The sequence below is a fragment of the Candidatus Eisenbacteria bacterium genome (assembly GCA_018831195.1).
Lineage (GTDB): Bacteria > Eisenbacteria > RBG-16-71-46 > CAIMUX01 > JAHJDP01 > JAHJDP01.
The window spans coordinates 14,346-38,005 of the sequence record JAHJDP010000048.1 but is presented as its reverse complement, the minus strand read 5'-3'; the positions used below and the strand labels follow the sequence as shown (position 1 = coordinate 38,005).

23 protein-coding genes are annotated in these 23,660 nt (G+C 56.7%); 4 read left to right on the top strand and 19 right to left on the bottom strand.

From position 1 onward, the window contains the following. The first annotated feature begins 94 nt into the window (after positions 1-94). A complete protein-coding gene (locus tag KJ970_09890; protein MBU2691229.1) occupies positions 95-1,063 on the top strand; it encodes a tetratricopeptide repeat protein in 969 nt (322 codons plus the stop codon). Positions 1,064-1,168: 105 nt separating this feature from the next. Here the strand turns inward: KJ970_09890 and KJ970_09885 are convergent, their stop codons facing one another. The 12 genes from KJ970_09885 to KJ970_09830 all read right to left on the bottom strand — a co-directional run bounded on the left by KJ970_09885 (position 1,169) and on the right by KJ970_09830 (position 14,050). Further along, positions 1,169-1,606, bottom strand: a complete 438-nt coding sequence (locus KJ970_09885; protein MBU2691228.1) for a hypothetical protein — start codon at positions 1,604-1,606, stop codon at positions 1,169-1,171. Positions 1,607-1,645: 39 nt separating this feature from the next. Further along, on the bottom strand, positions 1,646-4,450 hold the full coding sequence (gene mutS / locus KJ970_09880) for a DNA mismatch repair protein MutS (GenBank protein ID MBU2691227.1): 2,805 nt from the start codon (positions 4,448-4,450) through the stop codon (positions 1,646-1,648). A 35-nt stretch (positions 4,451-4,485) separates the two neighbouring features. Beyond that, positions 4,486-5,091 carry a hypothetical protein gene (locus tag KJ970_09875; protein MBU2691226.1) on the bottom strand — a complete coding sequence of 202 codons (606 nt, stop codon included), beginning with the start codon at positions 5,089-5,091 and terminating at the stop codon, positions 4,486-4,488. Between the two features lie 124 nt (positions 5,092-5,215). Next, on the bottom strand, positions 5,216-6,379 hold the full coding sequence (locus KJ970_09870) for a tetratricopeptide repeat protein (GenBank protein ID MBU2691225.1): 1,164 nt from the start codon (positions 6,377-6,379) through the stop codon (positions 5,216-5,218). After that, positions 6,379-6,732 carry a LapA family protein gene (locus KJ970_09865; GenBank protein MBU2691224.1) on the bottom strand — a complete coding sequence of 118 codons (354 nt, stop codon included), beginning with the start codon at positions 6,730-6,732 and terminating at the stop codon, positions 6,379-6,381. Before KJ970_09865 ends, KJ970_09870 begins: the two co-directional genes overlap by 1 nt. Positions 6,733-6,872: 140 nt before the next feature. Beyond that, a complete protein-coding gene (gene rpsA, locus KJ970_09860) occupies positions 6,873-8,945 on the bottom strand; it encodes a 30S ribosomal protein S1 (protein ID MBU2691223.1) in 2,073 nt (690 codons plus the stop codon). Between the two features lie 104 nt (positions 8,946-9,049). Then, entirely contained in the window at positions 9,050-9,649 is a 600-nt protein-coding gene (locus KJ970_09855; protein ID MBU2691222.1) for a 1-acyl-sn-glycerol-3-phosphate acyltransferase, read from the bottom strand. A 60-nt stretch (positions 9,650-9,709) separates the two neighbouring features. Beyond that, the gene (gene cmk / locus KJ970_09850; protein MBU2691221.1) at positions 9,710-10,393 is read right to left on the bottom strand and encodes a (d)CMP kinase; all 684 of its coding nucleotides are present in this window, start codon (positions 10,391-10,393) and stop codon (positions 9,710-9,712) included. 22 nt (positions 10,394-10,415) lie between these two features. Then, positions 10,416-11,708, bottom strand: a complete 1,293-nt coding sequence (aroA, locus tag KJ970_09845; GenBank protein ID MBU2691220.1) for a 3-phosphoshikimate 1-carboxyvinyltransferase — start codon at positions 11,706-11,708, stop codon at positions 10,416-10,418. Between the two features lie 17 nt (positions 11,709-11,725). Beyond that, positions 11,726-12,499: an rRNA pseudouridine synthase gene (locus KJ970_09840; GenBank protein MBU2691219.1), complete on the bottom strand. Its 774-nt coding sequence runs from the start codon at positions 12,497-12,499 to the stop codon at positions 11,726-11,728. Between the two features lie 7 nt (positions 12,500-12,506). Continuing rightward, the gene (scpB, locus tag KJ970_09835) at positions 12,507-13,217 is read right to left on the bottom strand and encodes an SMC-Scp complex subunit ScpB (GenBank protein MBU2691218.1); all 711 of its coding nucleotides are present in this window, start codon (positions 13,215-13,217) and stop codon (positions 12,507-12,509) included. Next, positions 13,214-14,050 (bottom strand): segregation/condensation protein A, encoded by an 837-nt coding sequence (locus KJ970_09830; protein MBU2691217.1) that lies wholly within the window; start codon positions 14,048-14,050, stop codon positions 13,214-13,216. Before KJ970_09830 ends, scpB begins: the two co-directional genes overlap by 4 nt. A gap of 265 nt (positions 14,051-14,315) precedes the next feature. On the opposite strand from KJ970_09830, the gene KJ970_09825 reads away from it, so the two are divergent. Together KJ970_09825 and KJ970_09820 are read left to right on the top strand one after the other, a co-directional pair. Continuing rightward, positions 14,316-15,506 (top strand): glycosyltransferase, encoded by a 1,191-nt coding sequence (locus KJ970_09825; protein MBU2691216.1) that lies wholly within the window; start codon positions 14,316-14,318, stop codon positions 15,504-15,506. Then, the gene (locus KJ970_09820; GenBank protein MBU2691215.1) at positions 15,503-15,919 is read left to right on the top strand and encodes a secondary thiamine-phosphate synthase enzyme YjbQ; all 417 of its coding nucleotides are present in this window, start codon (positions 15,503-15,505) and stop codon (positions 15,917-15,919) included. The genes KJ970_09825 and KJ970_09820 overlap by 4 nt, the downstream gene beginning before the upstream one ends. An 8-nt stretch (positions 15,920-15,927) precedes the next feature. On the opposite strand, the gene KJ970_09815 is transcribed toward KJ970_09820, so the two are convergent. From KJ970_09815 to KJ970_09800, 4 genes are read right to left on the bottom strand one after another with little or no spacing between them, the layout of a single operon-like run. Next, positions 15,928-16,608: a hypothetical protein gene (locus tag KJ970_09815; protein MBU2691214.1), complete on the bottom strand. Its 681-nt coding sequence runs from the start codon at positions 16,606-16,608 to the stop codon at positions 15,928-15,930. Between the two features lie 57 nt (positions 16,609-16,665). After that, positions 16,666-17,535 (bottom strand): hypothetical protein, encoded by an 870-nt coding sequence (locus tag KJ970_09810; protein MBU2691213.1) that lies wholly within the window; start codon positions 17,533-17,535, stop codon positions 16,666-16,668. Between the two features lie 2 nt (positions 17,536-17,537). Next, entirely contained in the window at positions 17,538-18,233 is a 696-nt protein-coding gene (locus KJ970_09805; protein MBU2691212.1) for a DUF4149 domain-containing protein, read from the bottom strand. A 27-nt stretch (positions 18,234-18,260) separates the two neighbouring features. Further along, complete coding sequence (locus KJ970_09800; protein MBU2691211.1) at positions 18,261-19,475, bottom strand: hypothetical protein; 1,215 nt, start codon at positions 19,473-19,475, stop codon at positions 18,261-18,263. Here KJ970_09800 and KJ970_09795 point away from each other — a divergent pair. Further along, complete coding sequence (locus KJ970_09795; GenBank protein MBU2691210.1) at positions 19,469-20,035, top strand: Mut7-C RNAse domain-containing protein; 567 nt, start codon at positions 19,469-19,471, stop codon at positions 20,033-20,035. The genes KJ970_09800 and KJ970_09795 overlap by 7 nt on opposite strands. A 312-nt stretch (positions 20,036-20,347) precedes the next feature. Here KJ970_09795 and KJ970_09790 read toward each other — a convergent pair whose 3' ends face one another. The 3 genes from KJ970_09790 to KJ970_09780 form a co-directional block, all read right to left on the bottom strand. Beyond that, on the bottom strand, positions 20,348-21,151 hold the full coding sequence (locus tag KJ970_09790) for a hypothetical protein (protein ID MBU2691209.1): 804 nt from the start codon (positions 21,149-21,151) through the stop codon (positions 20,348-20,350). 288 nt (positions 21,152-21,439) lie between these two features. Then, positions 21,440-22,276, bottom strand: coding sequence for a hypothetical protein (locus tag KJ970_09785; protein ID MBU2691208.1), 837 nt, complete (start codon positions 22,274-22,276; stop codon positions 21,440-21,442). Positions 22,277-22,601: 325 nt separating this feature from the next. Then, positions 22,602-23,624: a hypothetical protein gene (locus KJ970_09780; protein MBU2691207.1), complete on the bottom strand. Its 1,023-nt coding sequence runs from the start codon at positions 23,622-23,624 to the stop codon at positions 22,602-22,604. Between the last annotated feature and the right edge of the window lie 36 nt (positions 23,625-23,660).

Genomic DNA, 23,660 nt, shown 5'->3' with positions numbered 1-23,660 from the left:
AAGAACCTAACTTGACATCATCGAATAGGAACGAAAAGATGCGGGAACCCGTATGGACAGACGGCGTCCCGAACAGGAAAATTCAAGGAGAGGTATGAAAAACAGAACCTGGATTTCAAAGATGGTCCTCATCATGGGGATTCTCTCCATCCTCCGCCTTCCGGTGAAGGCGCAAGAAGTCGGCGAGATCTCCGTCCCGCCCCCCGCTGCGGCGGTGGAGCTCTACAATGCCGGATTGGAGCTGGCGGGAAGCCAGCAATTCGCCGAGGCCAGCCTCAAATTCGAGGAAGCCCTCGCCCTGGCGCCGACCTTCACCGCGGCGCGCTACAATTTGGGATTGATCTACCGGCAGCTCGGCGAGAAGGAAAAGGCAGTCGAGGAGCTTCAACAATCTTTGAGCGGCGCTCCCCAGCCGGCGATGGCCCACCGGATTCTCGGCGAGCTCCTGGCTGATCTTGTTCGCATCGACGAGGCGATTGAACAATATGAGGCGGCCTTGAGCCTCGATGAAACGCAGACGGATCTTCATTATGCGATCGCCACCCTCCTCCACCGGCATGCCAAGACCAAAGAAGATAAACAGAGAACCATAGAGGCGTATGAGGCGGCGATCGAGAAAGCCCCGCGGCATTCCAGCGCCCGCTCGGCCTACAGCTCGCTGGCGCAGCTCTATTATCATGCCGGCGATAAAGAGAAGGCCTTGCACAATTACGACATGGCCTGCCGTTACGATGCCTCGAACGCCGATCTTCACTACAACCGCGGTGTGCTCCTGAATCAGATGTCACGAATCCAGGACGCCGTTGATGCGCTGAAGACATCGATCGAATTGGAATCCCCCAATGGGAAGGCGCAATATGCGCTGGCCGAAATCTACTACAGCAAGCTCCATATGGACGAAAAGGCGATTGATGCCTATGAAGCGGCGGCGGCCGATCCTCATTTTTCAAAAGCGACCCAGGCGCGGGACCACGCGAAAATGATAAAGGAGTATCTGGAGAAGAAACGGGAAGCCGAGGCGGAGGCCGACGCGGCAATGGAAGAGGGAGACGGATCGCAATAGCAGAGGCGCACAAAATAGGCGTTGCCGCATTCGATCTTGAACCCGGAAACCAAAACAAAAAAGCCGCCCCATGCAGGGCGGCTTTTATTACTTTATCGCGCCGGCTTAGTTGTCATCCGGCACACTGATCGGCGGCTTGCCCCTGGGTTGGCTCTCATAGGTGGGATCATCGGAACTCGCCAGATCAATCATGATGACGCCGAGACCGACAAGGCCGGCGCCGTAGAGCATCGTTTGTCCCATCTCCCTTTTCCGTCGCTGAACGCTCTCCACCAGCGCCAGAGGGATGCGGGTGACATGGGGCACATCGACATAGGCGATAGACCCGTTTTCAATTTTCTCTTCAACAACGGAATTAAAGCCGGAAAGGCTGTCCGCCTCGAAAACGAGGCGATCGAAATAGTAGACATAACCATCAAGGGTGACCACTTGGGCGTCTTTGATATCCATCCCCGGACGAATATCTTGAGGCGTCACGGTGACCTGGCGTGAACAACCGATCAGAACGAACAGGGCCAACAGGATCAAGCCGATGCGGCGCATGACTTCGCCTCCTTCGCATCCCCAGCGTCTGCCCTAAGGTTAGGAGCCCTCATCCGATCCGTCAAGGGAGGCTTTGATCCGCGCGCGCCAGTCTTCCAAGCATTCCCACGCCTCCCGGGGACTCATCCCATCCAGATCGATGCTCCGAATCTCATCGATAATCGGGCGCATCTTCTCCTCATTGAGGACACTCGCCGGATCCCCTGCTCGCCCGCTCCCCTCACCGCCCCCTTCATCCCACATCAGTTCTCCCACCTCATGATCCGAAAAGAGGGGCAACTGGGGTTGCAGGAATCCGCCGTCGGGGACCGGCCGGGGACCGCGCGCCTCGAGATTTCTCAGAATTTCCTCGGCCCGTTTCAGCACGGGGCCGGGGATACCGGCCAGGCGGGCGACATGAATCCCATAACTTCGATCGGCCGCCCCCTCGGCCACCTTTCGCATGAAGATCACCTCGTCATTCCACTCACGGACAAGGACATTGAGGTTTATAAAACCCTTTTCCTGTCTGGCAAGACGGGTGAGCTCATGAAAGTGGGTCGCAAAGATAACCATCGGACGGCGTTTGGGATCACGCCGCAGTTCTTCGGCGACGGCCCAGGCGAGCGAGAGACCGTCATATGTGGAGGTTCCCCGTCCGATCTCATCCAGCAGAACGAGAGCCCGGGAGGTCGCCTGATGGAGAATCCGGCTCGTCTCAATCATCTCGACGAGAAATGTCGATTGACCGAGCGCAATATTATCAGAGGCCCCGACACGGGTGAAAATCCGGTCGACCAGACCGAGGGTCGCCTCCTCCGCGGGAATCCACGATCCGGCCTGCGCCATAATGCAGAGAATCCCGACCTGGCGGAGGAAGGTCGATTTCCCGGCCATATTCGGTCCCGTTAGAATCTGAACCTGCCGATCGCCATTATTGAGATGGACATCATTGGCCACGAATTGCCCGGCCCCCACAAAACTCTCCACCACCGAATGGCGGCCTTGACTAATCCGGATCCCCGTCGTCTCAGACATCTCCGGACGGATATAACCGCCCCGCTGCGCTGTTTCGGCCCATCCGGCCAGCAGATCCAATTCCGCGATCCGCGAGGCCGTCTCAAGAATCCGGGAGGCTTCCCCTCCCGTCCGGGACTGAAGATCGCTGAGAATCTCCCTTTGACGCTTCTTCTCCGCCGCCTCGGCGCCGAGGACCTTCTCCTCCTTCTCCTTCAATTCCGGAGTTAGAAAACGCTCCGCATTGACCAATGTCTGCTTACGGATATAGTGATCGGGCACTTTGGAAAGTTGCGCGTGGGTGACCTCGAGGTAATAACCGAATACTTTGTTAAAGCCGACCTTCAGCGTCGGTATGCCGGTCTGCTTTCTTTCAATCTCTTGAAGCGCGGCGATCCATTCCCGCCCGCTGATGGATCCCTGCCGGATCGCGTCGAGCTCCTGATCGTATCCGTCACGGATAATCCCCAGGTCATTCGGCGTGGCCGGCGGGCATTCACTGAGGGAACGCTCGAGCAGATCCCGGATATCGGCCAGCAGATCGATATCGGCCCCGGGAATGACCGGCATCTCACCCGAACGGGAGGGGCCGCTTTGTCCCCCGGTCAACTCAAGGCACTCCTTCTGCAGAGCGGGCAGCGATGCCAATGAATCCCGCAGAGCCGCCAAATCCCTCGGCGTCGCCCTGTCCGTCGTCACCTTTCCCAGAATCCTCTCGATGTCCCGGATCCTGCCCAGGGCCTGGCGCAATCGTGTCAGCTGGGTGGGGTGGTCGATCAAGAGACCGATCGCGGTGTGCCGCCGCCGGATGGCCTCTAGATCCATCAGCGGGGCGCGTAACGCGGAGCGCAGCTTCCGCGCCCCCATCGGGGTGCACGTCCGATCGAGAACCGACAGAAGGGTCGTCGCGCGGTCGGTTCCCAGCAGGGGCTCCAGGATCTCAAGATGGCGCAGCGTGATCGCATCAAGAACCATGGTCGATCCGGGCCGGAGGCGTCGAATCGATCGGATATGAGGAAGGTCGGATTGTTTTTGGTCCCGCGCGTAGTCGAGCAATGCCGCGGCCGCCCCCAATCCCGGTCCCAGGTCTTCTAGATCCCAACCGGCCAGAGTCGACAGGCCGAAATGCTCACGGAGACGGTTTGCCGCCCGCGCCTCCTCGAATTGCCAGGGATCCAATTTTGTTATATAGGGTTGCGACGATTCCCTAAAAAGATCTTTTATCGCCTCATCCTGAACCTGATCGGAGCCGACAATCATCTCGGATGGTCTGAATCGTTCAAATTGTGCGCCCGCTTCACTAAAAGGCAGATCCCCGGCATAGAACTCGCCGGTGCTGATATCGGCGACGGCGAATCCGATCATCTCTCCGGCGATTCTGATGGCCAGGACAAAATTGTTCGATCTTGATTCCAAAAGACCGTCTTGAAGGGCCGTCCCGGGTGTGAGGACTTCTATCACCCGGCGATCCATAAGGCCGCTCTTGAGAGGGGGGTCGGAGACCTGCTCGCAAATGGCGATCTTGTGGCCGGCCTTGAGCAGCCGGGCGATATAGGGATCAGCGCTATGCCAAGGAAGACCGGCGAGCGGGATGCTGTTTTCCTGTCCTTTGTCGCGGGATGTTAATGTTAAACCGAGAATCTTGCTGGCCAGGACGGCGTCTTCATAAAACATCTCGTAGAAATCGCCCATGCGGTAGAGCAAAACGGCATCAGGATGTTGGGCCTTGATTTCGAAGTATTGGGCCATCATCGGCGTCGCCCGGCTTCGATCGACGGATGCGCCGGTGGATGTACCGGTCAATGACCCGGTCGTACCCATTTTTTTTAATTCTTTGCGCCGAGCCATAATTCCAACATCATTTTCGTCTTATCGCTTTTCGTCTACTTTTGGGGGGACCCGTCTCTAGGCTGCGTCCGTTCGAGCCAAACCCCCTCCAAAGAACCTGTCAGCGATCTCCCGTGCCGCTGGATAAGATCTCCGAGGGCTTTCCTCGCCCGGCTTCCCTCCGGGGTGAGGCTCAATCCTGCCATCCAGAGGCCGAAGAAACCAGTGGCGCGCGCGGCGCCTTCCCACTCCAGATAGGGGCGCAGGCCCTTTTCATCAGGAAGGCGATCAAGAGCCTTCCGGATTTCGATCCAATCCCTCAGAGCGTCCCATGAATAACGAGGTCTGTCATTAGGGCGTGGGGCTGAGAAAGAAGACGAAGTAAATGCTGTATCTCTTTGACTTGACTTGAACTGAGACAACGAGATCAAGTATCGCAGGCGCGGGGATAGGGTTGAGTCGGTCGGAAACAGATTCAAATCCATCGACTCCAGATCGACGGAGAGGCGATTCCAGTCTCCCCCGACGATAGCATCCTCAAGCAACCAGAGACGGGCCTGGCGGGCCGCCGGAGCCCCCGGTCTACGCCGAATGAACTCCTTGAGCAGTGTCACTATCTCTGATCGCGTCGGCTTGGATAGAATCTCTCTGAATTCGCCCATCAACGGATCTATGGCGGGAGGTTCCACTGGCGCTTGCGCAAGGGAGAGATCCGCGGATAAGCATAATATTCCAGCCAGAAAAAGAATCGGAAGAAGAGACAGGCCGGGCGCCTCTCTCTTTCCTCTACCGGATGGAAGGTGCCGACGGCGCATGCTGCCAAGCATTGCATTGAGGGCAACGAATGAGAAGATCCGAACCCCGGTATCCGCAAGAGGTGCACTGTGTTTGGAGGGTAGGATTCTCCTCCATCCACGTTTCCATATATTCCAGGGCTTCTGCCGTTTTACCCGCCGACAGCAGGGATTCAACCAGGAGCCGCCGCCCCCTCCGATCCTCAGGAAACTTTTCGTGAAGGAGTTGAAGATAGCGGTCGGCTTCCTCATACATGCCCCGTTTGATACACATTCTTGCCAGCGCGGCCAGAGCCCCCGGATGTTCAGCATCGTCACCCAGGATATCTTCATAGACGGCGTTTAGCTCGCCGAAGCGACCCAGGGCGAAGAGTGTTCGTTCAAGACGTCCGAAGACAAGCTCGGCGTCGTCGGGCCGGTGTTTCGCAAAATCCTTCCAAAGGTCGATCGCCTCGTTTTCATGCCCCCCCCGGCTTTTGGTATCGCCAAGAAAGACTTTCGCCAGATGAAGTTCCGGATCAAGACGCAGGGCTAGACGCAGATGCTGCTGGGCGTTTTTCAGATCACCGCTTTCAAGGCTCTTATGGCCCATAAAGACCTTATACAGCGCCGGCGACGGAACTCCTCCCGGGATGACCTCCGCCCTTTTGTAGAAGCGCTGAAGCTCATCCCAAGCCGCTTCCCATTCACCCTGGGAATCATAGGCCCGCCAGCTGATTTCGTGTGCAGTGGTATTTTGACGATCCAATTCCAGCATTTCATGAGCGGCATCCAGGGCCTTTTCTGGAAGCGCAAGAGCAAGGTTGTCCCGGGCGACCGATTCAAAAATCCGAACCATGGATTGTCTATCTCCAGGAACTTGCGTGACCAGCATCTGATGAAGGGGGAGCGCCTTTTGAGCTCGGCCCGAGCTTCTCAGGAGATCTCCCAATAGAAGTTGGGAATTCCAATCGTCGGAGTATTCAAGAGCGATCCGCCGCAGGAGACGGAGAGCTTGCGTGACATCGCCCTCGACCAGCGCTTCTGAAACATTCCGATAAAGCTCGGAACGATCCGGCTTGTGGCTCACGCCCCCCTTCCTGAAGAGAAAAACGATGATGAGAACAGCGGCGCCCGCTGCAAGAAGGGCCAGCAGAATCAAATAGCGATCACCCATCACTCCTCCGGCCGATCCTTCATTCCCCTCCTTCCGGAGGGTTCCAGGCTCTTTTCAAGTTCCTCTATCGGGGCGCGGCGCATCCTCTTGACCTCTTCCTGAAGCTGTTTGTTCTCTCTTTTCAGACGATGGAATTGGGTTCGCATCCGGAGATCCCGAGCAAGGGAGATCACATAGAGGGTGAGAATGCCTAAAAAATAGGCCAGGAAAAGGGCCATCGCCAGTGGCAATTCCAGCGAACGACTCACCGGCCAGAGGACCGATATCGTGGCGCTGGTATTCATGTTGGGTAGCAAACACCACAACAGAACCAGCACAACGATTAGAATAACAAGAGTCTTTAGAAACCACACCGTGATATTCCCTCCTCTGATACAGTTAGACCTTCGTCATTCTAGAACGGTCCCAGCCCCCCTTCAAGCCGGGCTCCGCACCGGGATAAAAAAAGGGGCGGCCAAAAGGCCGCCCCCGTTACAGACCACCAGCCTCTTGGCTAATCAGCCGGTGGGGTATCCTTGGAATCTTCAGCCGCCTCGGCCTCGGGGGTCTCCTCATCGACCGCCTTGCCGGCGGATTCATCGGTTTCCACCGCTTCATCCACCAAGTCGGCGATCTCATCAGTGCCCTCTGATGAGGACCCTTCGGCCTCGGATTCATCGCCCGCCTCCGCAGCGTCTCCGATCGCATCCCCTACCGTCTGCCCCCTCTTTCCAAATTTCGTCTGGAATTCCTCGAGGGTTTCCTTCTCCTGATCTTCATAATAAGCCTTCACAGAGAGAAGGATCCGGTGGTTGACCGAATCGACCCGCAGAACCTTGGCGTCGAGCTCATCCCCTTCTTTGAAGTGATCCGCGGGATCCTTGATCTTGTCGATCCCGAGATGCGCCACTGGAATGAATCCTTCCACCTTGTCTTCGAGCATCACAACCAACCCTTTATCGGTGATCTTGTTGACAACGGGTTTGGCGACGGCTCCGATGGTGAAGGTTTCGATCAGTTGAGGCCACGGATCATCCTCAACCTGCTTGAGACCGAGAGAGATTCTTCTTGCGACTTTATCAATGGCAAGAACGCGCACACTGACATCCTGGCTCTTCTTTACCACCTCACTGGGGTGGCCGACGCGGCGAGTCCAGGAAAGGTCGGAGATATGCACCAATCCGTCGATCCCCTCTTCCAACTCGACAAAGGCGCCGAAATTGGTGAGGTTGCGAACCTTCCCCTCAACCACTGAATTAATCGGATATTTTTCGTCCAGGGTGAGCCATGGATCGGGTTCCACCTGCTTTAGACCCAGAGAGATTTTTTCATTCTCTTTGTCTACTTTGAGAACCATGCATTCAACTTCATGATTCTCCTGGAGGATCTTGGACGGATGGCGAACATGCTTTGTCCAGGACATCTCGGAGACGTGGATGAGTCCTTCAACGCCCTTTTCCAATTCAACAAAGGCGCCGTAATCGGTGAGACTCACCACCCGGCCGGAGAGTTTTGAACCCACGGGGTATTTCTCTTCCACCCGCTCCCAAGGGTACTCCGACAGCTGCTTCAGACCGAGACTGATCCTCTCGCGATCCGGATCAAAGGAAAGAACCTTGACCTCGATTTTGTCACCCACATTAAGGACTTCGCTCGGGTGCCGGATGCGGCCCCAAGACATGTCTGTAATGTGCAAGAGCCCGTCAATACCGCCGAGATCCACAAAGGCGCCGAAATCTGTGATGTTTTTGACAAATCCCTCGCGGATCTGACCGACTTCCAGCTCTTTGAGAATGTTCGTCTTGGCCCAGGCCCGCTCCTCTTCGAGAACCAGCCTGCGGGAGACGACGATATTACGACGTCGCTTGTTCAACTTGATGATTTTGAACTTTAATGTCTCATTCATCAAGCCTTCGACGGATTGAGAAGGCCGAAGCGCAACTTGCGAGCCGGGGAGAAAGGCTTCGACGCCGAACAAATCGACGACAAACCCGCCTTTGATCTTTTTGACCAACCGCCCCTCGACAACTTCGCCCTTTTCCGCGGCATCCTTGACGCGGTCCCATACCTTGACGAAGTCGGCCCGCTGCTTGGACAGAACAACGAGTCCGTCCTGATTCTCAAGCCTCTCAAGGAAGACATCGATCGTGTCGCCGACTTTTATTGTGTCGAGCTCAGAGAATTCCGAAATGGCTATAATCCCTTCGGATTTGAAACCGATGTCCACAAGCACGTCTTTCTCATCCACCCGGATAATCCTGCCCTTGAGAATCTCACCCTCTTCGAGATGGCTCAGGGAGTCCTCGTACATGCCGACGAGTGAAGCCAGTTCTTCGATTTCTTCCGGGTTCTCCATCTCTTCCGCGTCGCGGTTCAGGATTTTGGGTTTTGGTTTGGGTCTCCCGCTACCCCTGCGACCCTCGGACATGGAATCCAGATCATCATCATCATCGTCCTCGGAAGTATCGAAGATGCCGACGTTTCTTGTCCTCTCGGCGACGCCGGTCATGACTCCAGCCGCCTTGGGAATCCTGCGACTCTCCGTGGCCGGGCTTTCTTCCTCGGGTTGTTTTTGGTTTTCGGACATTTTGGTAAACTTCCTCCTTGCATTTAAAATTCCCGGCCGCCGAGCCGCAGCCCTGGCCGGGTATCTCAGCAGATTATATCAAGGACGTTCCGGTCTCAATCCCCTTATTCGCTATTTCGATCGATAGGATCGGCCATTTTGGCAATCGCTTGCATGACCCTTTGGCTGAAGATCTTCTCATCCTCATCCCCAGGATGGATGGGCTCTCCGAACCGCACGGTGACCCTTCGCTTGCGGATCAGGGCTTTCCACCAACCTGATGTGCCACCGATATAAATGGGGACGACCGGGACACCTGCCATTCTGGCCAGGAAGGCCACCCCGCCGCGCGGCTTTCGAAAACCGGGCTCGGGCCTGCGGGTTCCCTCGGGGAAGATCAGAACCGGCCGGCCGGTCCGAAGGGCGTTGACATAGATCTTGATGCTCCTGAGATCGACCGCTCCCCGTTTTACAGGCAGGGCTCCGAGGGACCGGATGAGAGGGCCGAGAACCGGAACGCGGAAGAGCTCAATCTTCGACAGAAAGTGGATCGCCTCAAAGAGGACGACCGAGATCATGGGAGGATCGAGGTAGCTTTTATGGTTGGCCGCCAGAAGACACCCGCCCTCCGGGAGGACCGGTTTCGGCGGTTCGGAACGGAGGCCGAGAAAGACGACACCGATCGTACGGACAAACCGCCATATCAAAAAATAGTGAAACGGCATGCCATGCATCAGTTCATACTCCGTCGATCCCGCCCGCAGTCCGGCTCATGGCGCCGGATCTCACAGACCGCCCGGCGCGCGGCGCCGGCGATAGGCTTGTACAATACATTGAATTTGTTCCGCCGGCGTCATGGCCGTGGTATCGATAACAATGGCGTCGGGATGCCGCTTCAGCGGAGCCACCGCCCGTCCCGAATCCCTGCTATCGCGCTCGGCGATTTCTTCCTCGACCTCATCCACGGATGGTGCGGATCCTAATTTTTCCAGGTCTTTCAAACGCCGCTGAGCCCGCTCACGACGGTCCGCGGTAAGAAAGATTTTAAGGATGGCATCGGGAAAGACCACCGTCCCGATATCGCGCCCTTCAATCACGACGGATTGGGATTCCGCCAAGCGATGGAGAACCCGATCAACCTTCTCGCGGACATCGACCCGGACGGCCAGAACGGATGAGAGGTTTGAAACCCGGGGCTCGCGCAGCCGGGCCGTCACCTCATCCCCATTGACAAAAACACGAAAGAGCCCGGCGGACGTGTCAGCGGTTACCGTGACCTGGGTCAGCAGCGCATCAACGCGGGGATCCGGGAGGTTCTCAATACCGGCATCGACGGCGGCGACGGCGATCGCCCGATAAACCGCTCCGCTGTCGATATAGGCGAACCCGAGTTCATGGGCCACACCGGCGGCGCTGGTCGTCTTGCCTGTTCCCGCGGGGCCGTCGATAGCAATGATATCCGGCGTCATGAGAGATCCTTATCCTAAAAGATCATTGTGGAATCGATCTTAATCCAGCCAACGTTTCAATAAAGGCGGGATCAGAAGTCGAGATCGACTCCCCGCCGTGCACCGTCACACTCTCCCGCGCGGCGCACCCGGCCACAAGACCGGACATGGCGATGCGATGATCGTTAAAGCTCTCCACCACTCCACCCCGCAGACCGCCCGCCCCTCCATGCAGGGTGAGGCCGTCGGCCGTTTCTTCCACGGCGCCCCCCAGATCACGTATCATCTTGGCTGTTGTCGCCAGCCGGTCCGACTCCTTGTGCCGCAGTTCATCCAGGCCTTGAAAGACCGTCTCCCCCTCAGCGAAGGCCGCGGCCACAGATAAAACAGGCACCTCATCGATAAAGGTGACCGCCGCTTCGCCCGGCACCGTAATTCCCTTCAAACCGCAATGTTTAACCGTGATATCGCCGCGCGGCTCGGGTTCTTGTTCGCCACGGGGCGAGATTTCAATCGCGGCCCCCATCTGTCTCAGCACATTGAGGAATCCGATACGCCGCGGATTGAGTGCGACGTCCTCAAGGACAAGCTCGGACCCCGGCGCAATGAGAGCCGCCACAATGTAAAAGGCGGCTGCGGAGGGATCTCCGGGGATCGTCCATTCAAATGAAGGGATGGCGGCCGGTGTCTTGAGTTTGATGCGGGATCCCTCCACGAATATCGGAACGCCAAGATACTTTAACAATCGTTCGGTATGATCGCGGGCGGGACCGGGTTCCGTGACGACCAATTCCCCCGGTGCGGCGCCGAGACCGGCCAGGAGGAGGGCGCTCTTCACCTGGGCGCTGGCGACCGGCATCTCATATGAGATCGGGTGGCAGCGCCCCCCCAGGATGGCGAGCGGCGCGCGGCCGCCCTTCCGGGAGAGGATCGTGGCCCCCATCGCCCTCAGGGGGTCGGCCACCCGGCTCATCGGCCGGGAGCGAAGGCTCAAGTCCCCCGTCAGGATCGCAAGAAAGGGCTGGGTTGATAGGAGGCCGGCCAGAAGCCGGATACCGGTGCCGGAATTCCCCATATCGAGAACATGATCCGGTTCCTGAAAGATACCCTCACATCCCTCAATCACCCATTCCTCATCGGTGAGCCGGGTTTTTGCGCCGAGCGCCCGCGCCGCCTCGGCGGTCGCCCGGCAATCGCCGCCGGAGTTGGGCCTCGCTATCCGGCTGACACCCTTGGCGATGGCGCCCAAAAGCACGGCCCGGTGCGTCATCGACTTATCGGGGGTTACCCGCGTCCGCCCCGAGAGTGGAGGGCCGGGTTCACTCCTCAATGTCAAGGTCACGGAATATCTCCCTATTCGATCCAGGGTAGCGGGCCCAAATCAACACCGGTCATTTCCTCAAGCATCTTTCGCTCTCTCGGGGTCAGCGGCCTGGTTTTCCCTGAAGGAAGATCCCCCAACTCGATCCCCGCGAAGGAAAGACGGACCAGACGGATGACCCGGTGCCCCACGGCCTGCACCATCCGGCGGACTTCCCGCTTCTTCCCCTCGGTCAGGACAATGCGGAGGGCTGTTTTGGCGCCCCCCCGCTTGACCGATTCCGGCTGCACCCACTCCCCCGGCCCGATAGAAACGCCTTCCTGCAATTTCTTTATATCCTGATCAGAGGGTTCCCACTGCAGCACCGTAAGATAGTCCCGCTGGATGCCATAGCGGGGATGCAGGAGCGCATGCGCCAAATCCCCGCAGTTGGTCAATAGCAAAAGCCCCTCGGAATCCCGATCCAGCCGGCCGACGGGAAAAACCGCGGCGCCGGTTCCGCCGAGAACATCCATGATAGTCGATCGTCCGTGGGTATCGGATCGCGCGGTGATGAATCCCGGCGGTTTGTTGAAGGCCAGGACGATCCACTCCTCCGGCGCGGAGATCAAGCGGCCATCATATCTGACATCATCGCGTCCGGGAATGATGCGGACGGAGGGCTCCAGAATTTTTTCTCCGTTGACCGTGACCCGTCCTTCCTGGATTTGTACAAGAGCTTTCCGCCGGGAGGTGACGCCGCAGAGAGCGAGATAACGATTCAAGCGGATACCCAAAAAACGATCGTCGTCTGACCCGTTGTTCATCGGTACCTTAGGGGGATGGGGGTGGGCTTTCCTGGACTTCTTCCTCGAAATCCAACGCTTCTAATCCGGCTTCCAATTCAACGGCCTCATCATCATTTTCTATCTCTGGAGCTTCAGCATCTTCATCATGAGAAGCTTCCTGGGCCGCTGCATCGCCCGCTTCAGCCGAAGAGACCTCTTCCTCCACGGCATCCCGGTCGACCAGCGCGGCGAAATCCTCTAATTGGGGCAGGTCATTTATGGACGGCAGGCCGAAATATTCCAAAAAAGTCGCCGTCGTCCCATAGATGAGCGGCCGCCCGATACGATCCGATTTACCTTTAACCGCGACAAGATCCCGTTCGAGAATCGTCCGCAAGGCGCCCGAAGAATCAACCCCTCGCAAAGTATCTATCTCCCCCCTGGTGATGGGCTGGTTATAGGCGATGGCCGCCAGGGTTTCCAACGAGGCGCGGCTCAACCGAGCGCGGCGGCGGCCGATGAGAAGCTTTTCGACATAGGGCGCCTGCTCGGGGCGGGTCAAAATCTGCCATCCGCCGGCTACTTCGACAAGATGAACACCCCGCTCCGAGGATTCGAAATCTTGAATCATTTCTCCCAGCGCGTCCTTGATCGTCTGTTTATCAAGATCCATGGCCTCCGCGGCGGCATCTATTGATAATGGATGATGACTGGCGAAGAGGAGAGCTTCCAAACTCGCCTTTAGGGATCCCTTCATTCGCTGAGAACCTCCTCCGTCTCCGTGTCGGTGCTGGAAGATGCATCGGATGAGACCACTTGGGTTGATGGACGGCGGTCGAGGATCCAGATATCTCCCTCGGTCCATAGCTGGCAAATGAGAAGAATTTGCATGCGGCAAAGCTCCAGAAGCGAAAGAAATGTCACAGCAACTTCAATCGGACGGTAGGGAGGAGTAAAGAGGTCGCGGAAGAGCATCCGCCCCCCTCCCTCTTCCAGGCGTTTTTTAATCAAATCGGTTTGATCTTCAAGCCGGACATCTTCTATCTGCACTTCATGCCGGGTCGGTTCATCCTCAGCGCGGGAGAGCAAATCTTGCAGCGCCTGCGCCATTGTATAAAGGCTCACCGGTTTCAGGGGTAATATATAATCCTCCGGCAATTGTGAAATATGCCCCCGCGGATGAACGTGACGCGCCATCTCCTCACGCTCCTTGAGGTCTTGTGCGGCCGCCTTGATGGTATGGTACCTCAGCAGGCGCTCCATGAGTTCCTCTTGGGTCAACGGCTCATCCCCATCCTCATCGAACAACTCAGGCCGGGGGAGCAGCATCTGGGATTTCATCCGCATGAGGGTGGCCGCCATGACGAGAAACTCGCCGGCGACCTCCATATTGAGAACCTTCATCAATTCCAAATGGGTTAGATACTGCCGGGTAATCCGTGAGATTGAGATATCGGTGATCTCGATCCGATCCTTCTTGATGAGGTACAGCAGCATATCAAGCGGACCGTCGAAATTGGGCAGGCGGACGCGAACCTCCTGAAACTGGGGGGCTTCCGCATCCTGGCGCGTGAGCAGGGTCCGTATCATTCCAAACTCCTTGCGGGCCGAACAATGGTCCGGATTCTGTTTTCCTGAGATGACTCCGCCAGGGTAACCAAAAAGGGTCCGGATTGCGAACACGCTATGGGCGGCGGAGGGACCAGTCAAGGATAACGCGCGCCGGGGCGCGGGGCCAGAGGTTGCGTGAGAGAAACCGGCCGGAAATTCGGGTTGGAAATTCGACTCGTCTTCAGAGCCTGGATGAAGCATGATAGCCGGAGAATAAACCTTGAATCCTTTGGAGGGACGCCACTTGAGCGCGAAACGCCACCCTATCCTTCTCGCCGGATCGACCTTTGTCACCGGCGGGGCGGAACGAATCCTCTATTATCTGGCGAAGGGTCTGAACCGTCCCCCCTTTCAGATCGAGTTGCTCGCCCTCCGGGAACTGGGAGAGGTTGGTGAAGAGATCCGCGATCTGGGGATTCCGGCGCACTCGGAACTCACCGGATCGGGCCGGATGGATCCCCTGGTCCCCTTCCGAATCGCCCGGCTCCTCCGCCAGGGGAATTTTGAGGCGATCTACTTTCTCGATCATCCCCATGCCGTCTTTTACACAACCCTGGCCTCTTTCCTTGCGCCCGCCCGTGTCCGCATCGTTCCGGTCCACAGCATGGGACTATGGGGCGGGCGGCCCAGTGTCCGGAGACCGATCCGCCTCGTTATGCCCTGGATCAAATCGATTGTCACCATCGCCGAAGCGCAAAAGGAATATCTCCACCGGGAAGAGGGGCTTCCGGTGGAGAAAATGACCGTCATTTACAATGGGATCTCCCTCGAGTCGCCGGATGCCGGGGAGCGCGCTCGTCAACGCGCCGCCATCCGAGTCCGCATGGGTGTTTCAGAGAAAACCCCCGTGATCGGCATCATCGCCGTTCTCCGCCCTGAGAAGAATCACGAGATGCTCTTTGAAGCGCTGTCCACGATACGCAAGATTATCCCTGATGCAGAGCTGTGGGTGATTGGGGGGGGGACCCGGCGCAAGGAACTCGAGCGTGTGGCGGGGGACCTGGGGCTGGACCGCGCGATCCGTTTTCTGGGTCTCCGGCGGGACGCAAGAGAGTTGATGGCCGGACTCGACGTGGCGGTCCTTTCGAGCCATCCCCGTGTCGAGACCCTCCCCCTCTCACTGCTCGAAGCCATGGACAAAGGAATCCCCGTTGTGGCGACCCGTGTCGGGGCGTTGGCTGAAATGATCGAAGATGGGCGGAATGGTCTTTTGGTGCCGCATGGAGACGCCGGCGCCCTCGCGGCGGCTTTAACATTGGTTTTAAAAGATCCGGAGCAGCGGAAGCGGATGGGCGAGGAAGGGCAAAAAATCTGCCGGGAGAAGTTCACGGTGGAGCAGATGATCGATGCAACCGGAAAACTTTTGTGTGACCTCTTGAAAATCGATCCCAAGGAATGGACCGAAAGAGAACAATCAACAGGGGAATCACAATGATAAGAACCGAATTCATACAAGTGGACACACGTGGTTATTGCGACATGCTGGATCTGACGCCGGGTGTAGAGCGGCTCCTCACCTCTTCCGGCTTGAAGGAAGGATCGGTTCTTCTTTTTGTTCCGGGTTCGACCGCTGCGCTCACGACAATTGAGTACGAAGCGGGCGCCTTGCAGGATTTGCGGGATGCGATCGAACGTTTGGCGCCCACCGATATAACCTACGCGCATGACCGGCGCTGGGGTGACGGGAATGGATTCTCCCATGTCCGCGCCGCCCTGCTCGGGGCGCATCTTGAGATTCCTGTGGCCGGCGGGCGGTTGATCCGGGGAACCTGGCAGCAGATTTTGCTTATTGATTTTGACAACGGCCCCCGCCAGCGCCGCGTCGCGATTCAGCTGCGGGGGGAATGAATCAAGACTTACTGTATAATCCCTAGCCAATCCCTCAATAGAAACTGCACCCGGCCGGTGAGAAGACTGATACGCGCCATCACCGTATAACCGAATGAAGCGCCGAAGGTGACCATGAGAACCCAGATGCCGACACGGCTGGCCGGCAAAAGGATCCCCTTGTGTTCACTGCTGAAAAAGAAATAGACAAGCCCGCAGATAACGCCAAAGAAGAGGACGATATTGCTGAGCGATGCGCCGAAAGCGAAAACCCCCTCATTGACGACAATCAGCGGTTTCATCGTCGACGAAATCTGGCTCATGAAATCGCTTTGCATATAGCGGATGAGGTTTGTACCGGCGGCATAGCCGATCACCAGGCCCATTGCCCAGCGGGAGAGAAAACTGATCTTCTTGATCAAGCGCGTCAGCAGCAGCATACCGAAGATCAGCGGTATGAGATAATGGTATTCGGGTTGATTTCCCGCAGCGGCGGGAAGAACGCGCACAACCAGGGAGGGCCAGATCTTGGCGATAAGATTGGGCATGATCGTCGTGTGGAACCCGACCACCATCCAGTAAGCCGCACTGACACCGACAAAGAGGTGCTCGGCGAATTTGTAGAAGATATTATCCTTGAATAGGAAGCTGAAGATCATGATCGTCAGTAGAGCGCCGATCCAGATTTCCACACTTGATGAGAGCTGCATCCTTGTTTCCTTGCCGAATTATCGCGCCGTTCGACTGACACCCGGCGGCGCGGCGTCCTATATTTTTCTCTCTCTTCGTCTCTCGATAAAGAATGTGATATTACCGATCAGAACGAAAAGGACGATAACGGTATGGGCGACCGCCTGCGGGCCCATCAGCTCCACGGCGTTGACCGCCGTCTCTTTGAATTTTGGGTACGTCCGAATCAAGGCCGCTTCATACTCGGCGGCGCCCTGCAGCCCTCCCATCAAACCAAGCAATTGGCTCGGGTAATAGGGATAGAGCAGCGGCGCCTCCACCGCCGTCACACCGCCGCCGACGGGAATATCGCCCCTGTCGCCCGCGAACTGAACCCATTCCTTCAGCCCGGGGAATCCTGATCCGATCCCGGCGATGAGGTGCATATCGGTGAGGTTCTCAACATCGGCCATCATTGGAATGTCGTCGACCGACGTTCCGTTGACATCGGTTGTGTACATCGCTTTCATATCGAGAAGAATGGCGTTGATGAGACCCTGATTCCCGGCCTTGTAACCGATATTAACCCAGTCCTCGCCCTGAACCTTATCGGGAAATTCACGGCCGAGCATATCGATCAAAAGCACGGCCTGTCCGGGACCGGTCGCCCAGAGGGACATAATGTACAATTTGAGATCCCGCTCGAGGGCATGGCGCGCCATCGACTCGGCCATCGGCTGGTTCTCAGGCGCCGTCGCCGGACCGTAATCAAGGGATAGGAGAACCTTCGATCCAGGCGGCAAGGATTCGATCTTGTCGAAAAGACGATCGACAATGGGGCTGGTATGCACCGGCAGAACCAAGTTCAACAATAATGGGAGAGCGACAGCCAGGAAGATGAGAAAAAAGATGATCCGTCGGTCGAGGCGGCCCAGTTTATAGATCCAGTCTTTTTTGACCTCGGCCATTGTTACTCCTCCCCACCCAAGTGGGTTCTCTCCATACCCAAGATGAGCTTCAACGACGTGGAGACAATCCCCAGAGCGATACCGATCATGATCGCCCGCTGCCCGGCGGCGTTGGGGAATGACAGAATCCAGTTGCTGAGATTCGGAATGTCCAACCAGCTGAGGGAATCGGGAAGCCAACCCGTTATATAGTGCCCCATCGGAGTGCGCCCCAAAAGAATAATAAAAGCCGAGACGAGCAGAAGCGTCGCCTCGCGGGTTTTCGCGCGAAAAGCGCGATAAGAAGCCGACGCGACAAAGAAACCGAGAAGGCTGAACATGGCGGCTGACAGCGGTGTGAACATCGAGTCGAAGATAAATTTAAACCAGGTTCCGGTCCCGATGTAATCACCGGCGGGAACGATGGTGAAATTCATTCTCAATTTCAAAAGACCGAAGATAAGGGTTCCCAAAAAACCCACCAGGACGACAATACTGAACGGCCAATCCCTCGCCTTCCGATAGACCTTATCACCGTGCATTCTCACAAGATTACCGCCGCCGAGAATAAAGGCAAAGGCGGCGACAATATCAAAATAGGTGGAGAAATGCTGATCCATCTCCCGGAACGGCGAGCGCGGGATAAATATCGCCGCGACAAGCACAATTCCCACAATGAATGTTATGAGAGTCGGGATGAGCACCCTGAGTGTATACACCTCTCCCTATCTCCTTTCTTGTCTCGGCTAAAATGTCGTACTGAACATGTCCTTCAGGAACTCCGCGACCGTCGTGGCGACCCCGGAGCCGTCACTCAAGCGGCTGATCGTCTCAAAGACCGCCCCGATCAAAATGGCCACCATTGCGAGAACCTTCCCCAGATCCTGACCCCTCAGTGAGCCGATGGCGCGGGCGTCCTGCGAGAGATACACCGACGCGGCAAACAATTCCTCGCCAATTAATGTATAGTCACAGGCGGCGACGAAGAAAGGCAGCTGTGTCGGCATCGCTGTCCCGGCGATCTGGATGGCGCCGATCGAGTTTCCCGTCTCGGCGAGAATGAGGCTCTCGGCGAAAAAGGCGCCCATATAGAAACAGGCGGCCGGCTTCTCACGCACCATGATACCGTCGACGGCGGCGACATATCCGAACTGCTCATCGGTGAGATAATGCGCCATCTCTTCGGAGTAGAGATCGGGACGCCCCTCTGTTGTATAAGCTTCTTTGATCGTTTCCCGGGCGGTGCTCATCACGAGCGAACGGGAAACGGGAACATGCAGCTCTGCCTCGTATTTTGCGGTGAGTCTGGCGATGGATCCGAGAATCGTCAGTCCCGCCACGGTTTGGACATTATCCAAATCCTGGATACCGGGGATGAAAAGTACCGATTTGCCCATCTCCGTGGCGCGCCCCACGGCCTCTTCCACCGCGTCGAGTCCCGCGATCTTGCGGATAAAGAACTTTTTACCCCGCGCGGCCATCTGCAAGGAAATGAGAATGGCACCGGAAAGGAAGATCAGGATCATAAGCAGATAAAACTTCGCGGTGTGGAACCATTGCGCTGTCGGTTTGACCGGCAGCTGGCTCCACATTTCAGGACCGGCCCCCATCGGCCCGTTGAATCGGACGGCATAGGTATAACTATAACCATCCTCCAAGCCCGAATCATTATACTCCATCATGATCGGTGGCAGCTGAGCCGCGATCTCGACCTCTCCCTCCGGTTGCCCCTCTAGGAATCGTTGGCGCAACAGCTCAATTCGCTCAGCTGTTTCAGGGAGCGAGGCGGGAATTTCCCATGTGATGCGCAAAGCCCCGCCATTGTCGTTAGGAGCATCTTGAACGAGAATGTTATTGGGTTTGATATTGGGGGGATCTATCGCGGCCGTCGGAACTTCCTGGGCTGCCAGCCCCATGGGGACCAGGAGCCACACAACCCATAGGATTCTAAGATATGTCAATCCCAACCCTCCCTGGTTCCAAACCTTTCCGGCAGAATGGAGCCATCCTAGCCTTTCTCCCTTTTTTTCACAAGCCTTCTATCTGGGTCTGTGACGAGACGGTGGTTCGTCTGGGGCGTGAACTCCGGGCCCTGGGATGTGAGACGTCGATCTTCAGCGGAGGGCGGCTTCCGAAAGAACCCCCACCCATCCTTCTCACACGTTCCCATCGTCTCCTCGCCGATCGGGATCTCTCCTTCCTCCCTCCGACGATCCTACTGAAATCAGATCGGGTCGGCGATCAACTTCGCGATCTGGATCGTATCGCCAAAATCAACCGGATCCTGCGACCTTGGACCCTTTGCATCCGGTGCGGAGGCCCACTGAACCGTCATTCCCCCGAAAAATTCCGAGGCGCGGTGCCGGATTATGTGGTGGCGTCGACACGGTGGATCGGCCGGTGTGAACGATGCGGGCATCTCTTCTGGCGGGCGACGCAGACATCCAAACAGGAGGCCTTTTGGAGAGAGATTTTTGGAAGCCGATTCCCCATCGGCGCCGCGGATGCGCCGTCGTCTTGATCGGCTGTTGGATAATCTCAAAAAAAGGCTTCGCCGGATTCCGAAGAACCCGGCGAAGACACTCTTGACTGAAAGGGGCCCCCTCATGCTTGTGCGAGCAATGGAGTTGGGCAGCCAGCGTTGCTGCAAACCAACGTGGCCACAACTAGTTGACTGCTACGATCTCCCTTCCAGTCAATCCAACACTAGATCCGGACCAACAGAATCCGGCTCGAAACCCTCATGACCGGAAGAGCCCAAGGGACCCTTCCGAGCATGCCGGAAACATATTCCTGGGATTATGTTCCCGATTGGGGGATGCCATCCCGGAAACTAAAAATCCCCACAGGGCACCTTTTCCGTCTCTCGTTCGATAAATAGATCGCCGTGGTTCACCGGCAAACGAACGAAGTGAAAAGGATATCCATCATCAATATGGCACGATTCATACGGAATCGTCTCAAGCACTGTCATTTTCACTTGGCCATCCTCGGTCAAAGAGAGATCTCTCACTTGAATCGCGAGAAGATCCCACTCGCCGACGACCCCGAGGATCATCTCCTCTGTGAAACGAATCGAAGGCCAGATGACCGGCTGGCTTGGTGATAGCTCTTGCAGCGTCCGACTGACATCATCCTGGCTTCTTAGAATATAGTGGCCCGGTTTCAAATGACCACGCCCTTGATCGATCGAATGATAGACGATCGGCCTGAAGGTGGATTGATAACCGGCGATCCGGCCCAGAGTTTCAGCGAGAGCCGCCTGATTCTCCGGGACCGGCTGGCAGGGGCTCCCTCCAAACGAGAGAACCATATCATCCTGGATGATGCTGACAAAAAAGCGTGGGCCCTCAGAACATGGAACCTCAGCGCGACTTGGCACAGGTTCCACCGCAGCGACGAGTTTATCAATTTCAACAACAGAGCCTTTGGACAGATAGCCATCCTGAGCGATCGTCTTACCATCGCGCAGATCGGTCACATCGATATTGCCATTGTGATCCAATACGAGATCCACGGAGCCCTCAACTCCGTACTCGTGATAGCGAAGGGATGTCCATGTGGTCTCTGGGGAAATGGGAACCGGGGGTCCCTCATCACAACTGATGAGGAATCCCCCGGCACCGAGGAGGATCACCCAGATGATTGTTCTGCGGATGTCAATCATGGTGTCCTGTGCTGCGTCGCGTTTCTATACTACTGCCAAAGTCGTGCCAGCGACGACTGAGGGAGTTCCCTAGATCCAGAGCCCCAAAGAACCTGATAACCTGTTCTCCCACAATGAATTAAACTTCAACGATCAAGAGGCAATCCCGGTTCGACCGCCTCCCATGGTCCAGAATCCACGAATTTCTGAGACCTGTCCACCAATGACCCTCAAATTTCCGTGGCATCCCTCTATCTTCCTTAAAAATCTCCCGCTGTTTCAATCATCCTCTTTTCGCAAACCCCAGCGCAAAGCCCATCCGACCTGCCACTTGTCATAATACCGCCCGACCAAAAGCGATTCATTTCGGTACCAAGCGGCACGCAGTTCAATGATCGGCCCATCTCGGAGAGGGCGGCGCAGCCTCAAGGTGAGAGAGTTGTTGTCGTCCCGCGCTTCCACATCTTCTCCTGCGCGAAGGACATAGACGGTATCTATCCCGCTATCGGTATACCGGGCCGACTGCAACGTCCCCAATATCTGGAGATCCATCGTCCAGGGGAGGGCAAGGGAAGCCAGCATGGAGAACTCATGCCGGATTTGCGAGAAACCAAAGCTATTACTGGATCTGGCGGTGAGGGTATAACCGGTGCGAAAAATGAAGGGTCTCAACCGGCGGAGTGACAGGCCAACCGTTCTCACGCCATCCTTCTGATCCGGTCCCAGCTCGTATTCGTAATGATCCCCTTCCGGTTCTCTGCGGGGTTTGAGGGATCTGCGCCCAAACCGATCTTCGCCGATCCGGAAGGTCCCCTCCCCATGCCATCCCCATCTCAGGGGGTGGCCTCCGGCCAGGCGGATGCCCCAGCCCTTTTCGTCGGTGCGCTGGGTTTCACGATAATCCAGCCACCGGGTGTCTCCATGAATGCTCAACGACAGGCGGCTCTCAAAGGTCTTCCGGAAGCTGATTTCAACTCTCCGGCGCTGATAATCTCTGTTCAGACTGTCGGGGTAAGATTGATCAAACAGGCTCCCCGTGATCTGCAAACGCCGCCCTCTTCCGATATCCCAAAGTCCCTGTATCTGACCCTCGGCCAGCCACCGTGATTCTTCCATGAGCTGGGCATACCGATCCAAACCACCCCGGAAACGGGTGCTAAAACCAATCCGTCGGTGAGCCTTTACAAGGGGAGGGCGGATATCACAAAGGAGCCGGAGGAGCAGATCATCTTCTTCGGCCTTGTGATCAAGGGCCTCTTGAATATTGGTTTCGTAGATCCATCCACCTTGTATGGATCCCTGCCAGGGCGAACTTCCAGCCCTTGCGCAAGGAAGCGCAACAGATAGGATGACAAGACACGCGCAGAAGACACGCGATAGATTTTGGATCGGACTCCTTAGCGAACAACGGTTATAACTATAGATACGCCCCCGTAACTTCCTACGGAGTTTCCAATTCCACGGCTTCCTCTTCCAACCGTTCAGCTTGAGCCCGAGCAGAGTCACTCTGGAATGCTACCTCTTCTTGGGCAGAACTCAAGATACCAAGAACGCGACGCATCTCTCCTTCTGTGGTGGGACGCTCCTCCAGTAGATCGTCCAGGTTCCAAGCGCCATCCGGGGTATAGAAGAGGACGGACCCCGGTTTGGCGTTAATTGGGCTGTGAGCACCTTCAATGCGGAATCTGAGAGGCGCCTCTCCCTGGCTCTGCCAGGATCCCCCATCATCGAGGAAGTCGGCCTCATCCCAGAGTTCCTCGGCCCCTCTTAAGAGACGCTCTTCCCGTCGAAGGCTCTCGAGGCGCCGTTCTAAAACCCCCGCCAGATGATCCAAACCATCGGCGAGATCTCTCAAATAGGCCGCTTTATCCCGCAAATCATCGGGGGTATCTTCGGGGCCTATCTCAACTTCGATGGTGGGAATCAGGGGAGACATCCCCTGCCACACCAAGAGGTTTTCACGAAAATCGTGGACATTTCGGGGGATTGTTTCTTTACGATCCCCGATGGCGGCATCAATCCGCTCCAGAATGCGCAGCGAGGTTTCCCGAAGATGATTACGGGAAACAACGAGTTCCACGTCAATCCGATCAACTTCCTCCCGGATCAATTCGCCATCCGCAAGGATGCCGGCATGCGCGACACGGTTCTTGGGCTCGTTGGATGCGGGGTCAATTTCGAGTTCAGCCAACCGCAGGTCCAAATTGTGGGCCGAGATTTCCAGTTGATTCCGCTCGATGACGAGGGAATCCCACTGGCTCTTCTCCAATACCCAAATGGACCAAGCCTGACGGATCTCGGGGTCTCCCTGGAGGGTCTCAGGTACGGAGAGGTCGGACATCGCCAGCGACATCTCCGGTCTTTCTAAAGAGGCCGGATGGACGGCATTCTGGGCATGAAGATGGGAAAATCCGGCCAAAAGAGCCGAAATCGCCATCGACACCATCAGAAACCTGAGGGTCATCCGCAATTTTCCGGGGAAACGCTGCCTCTGCAAAGG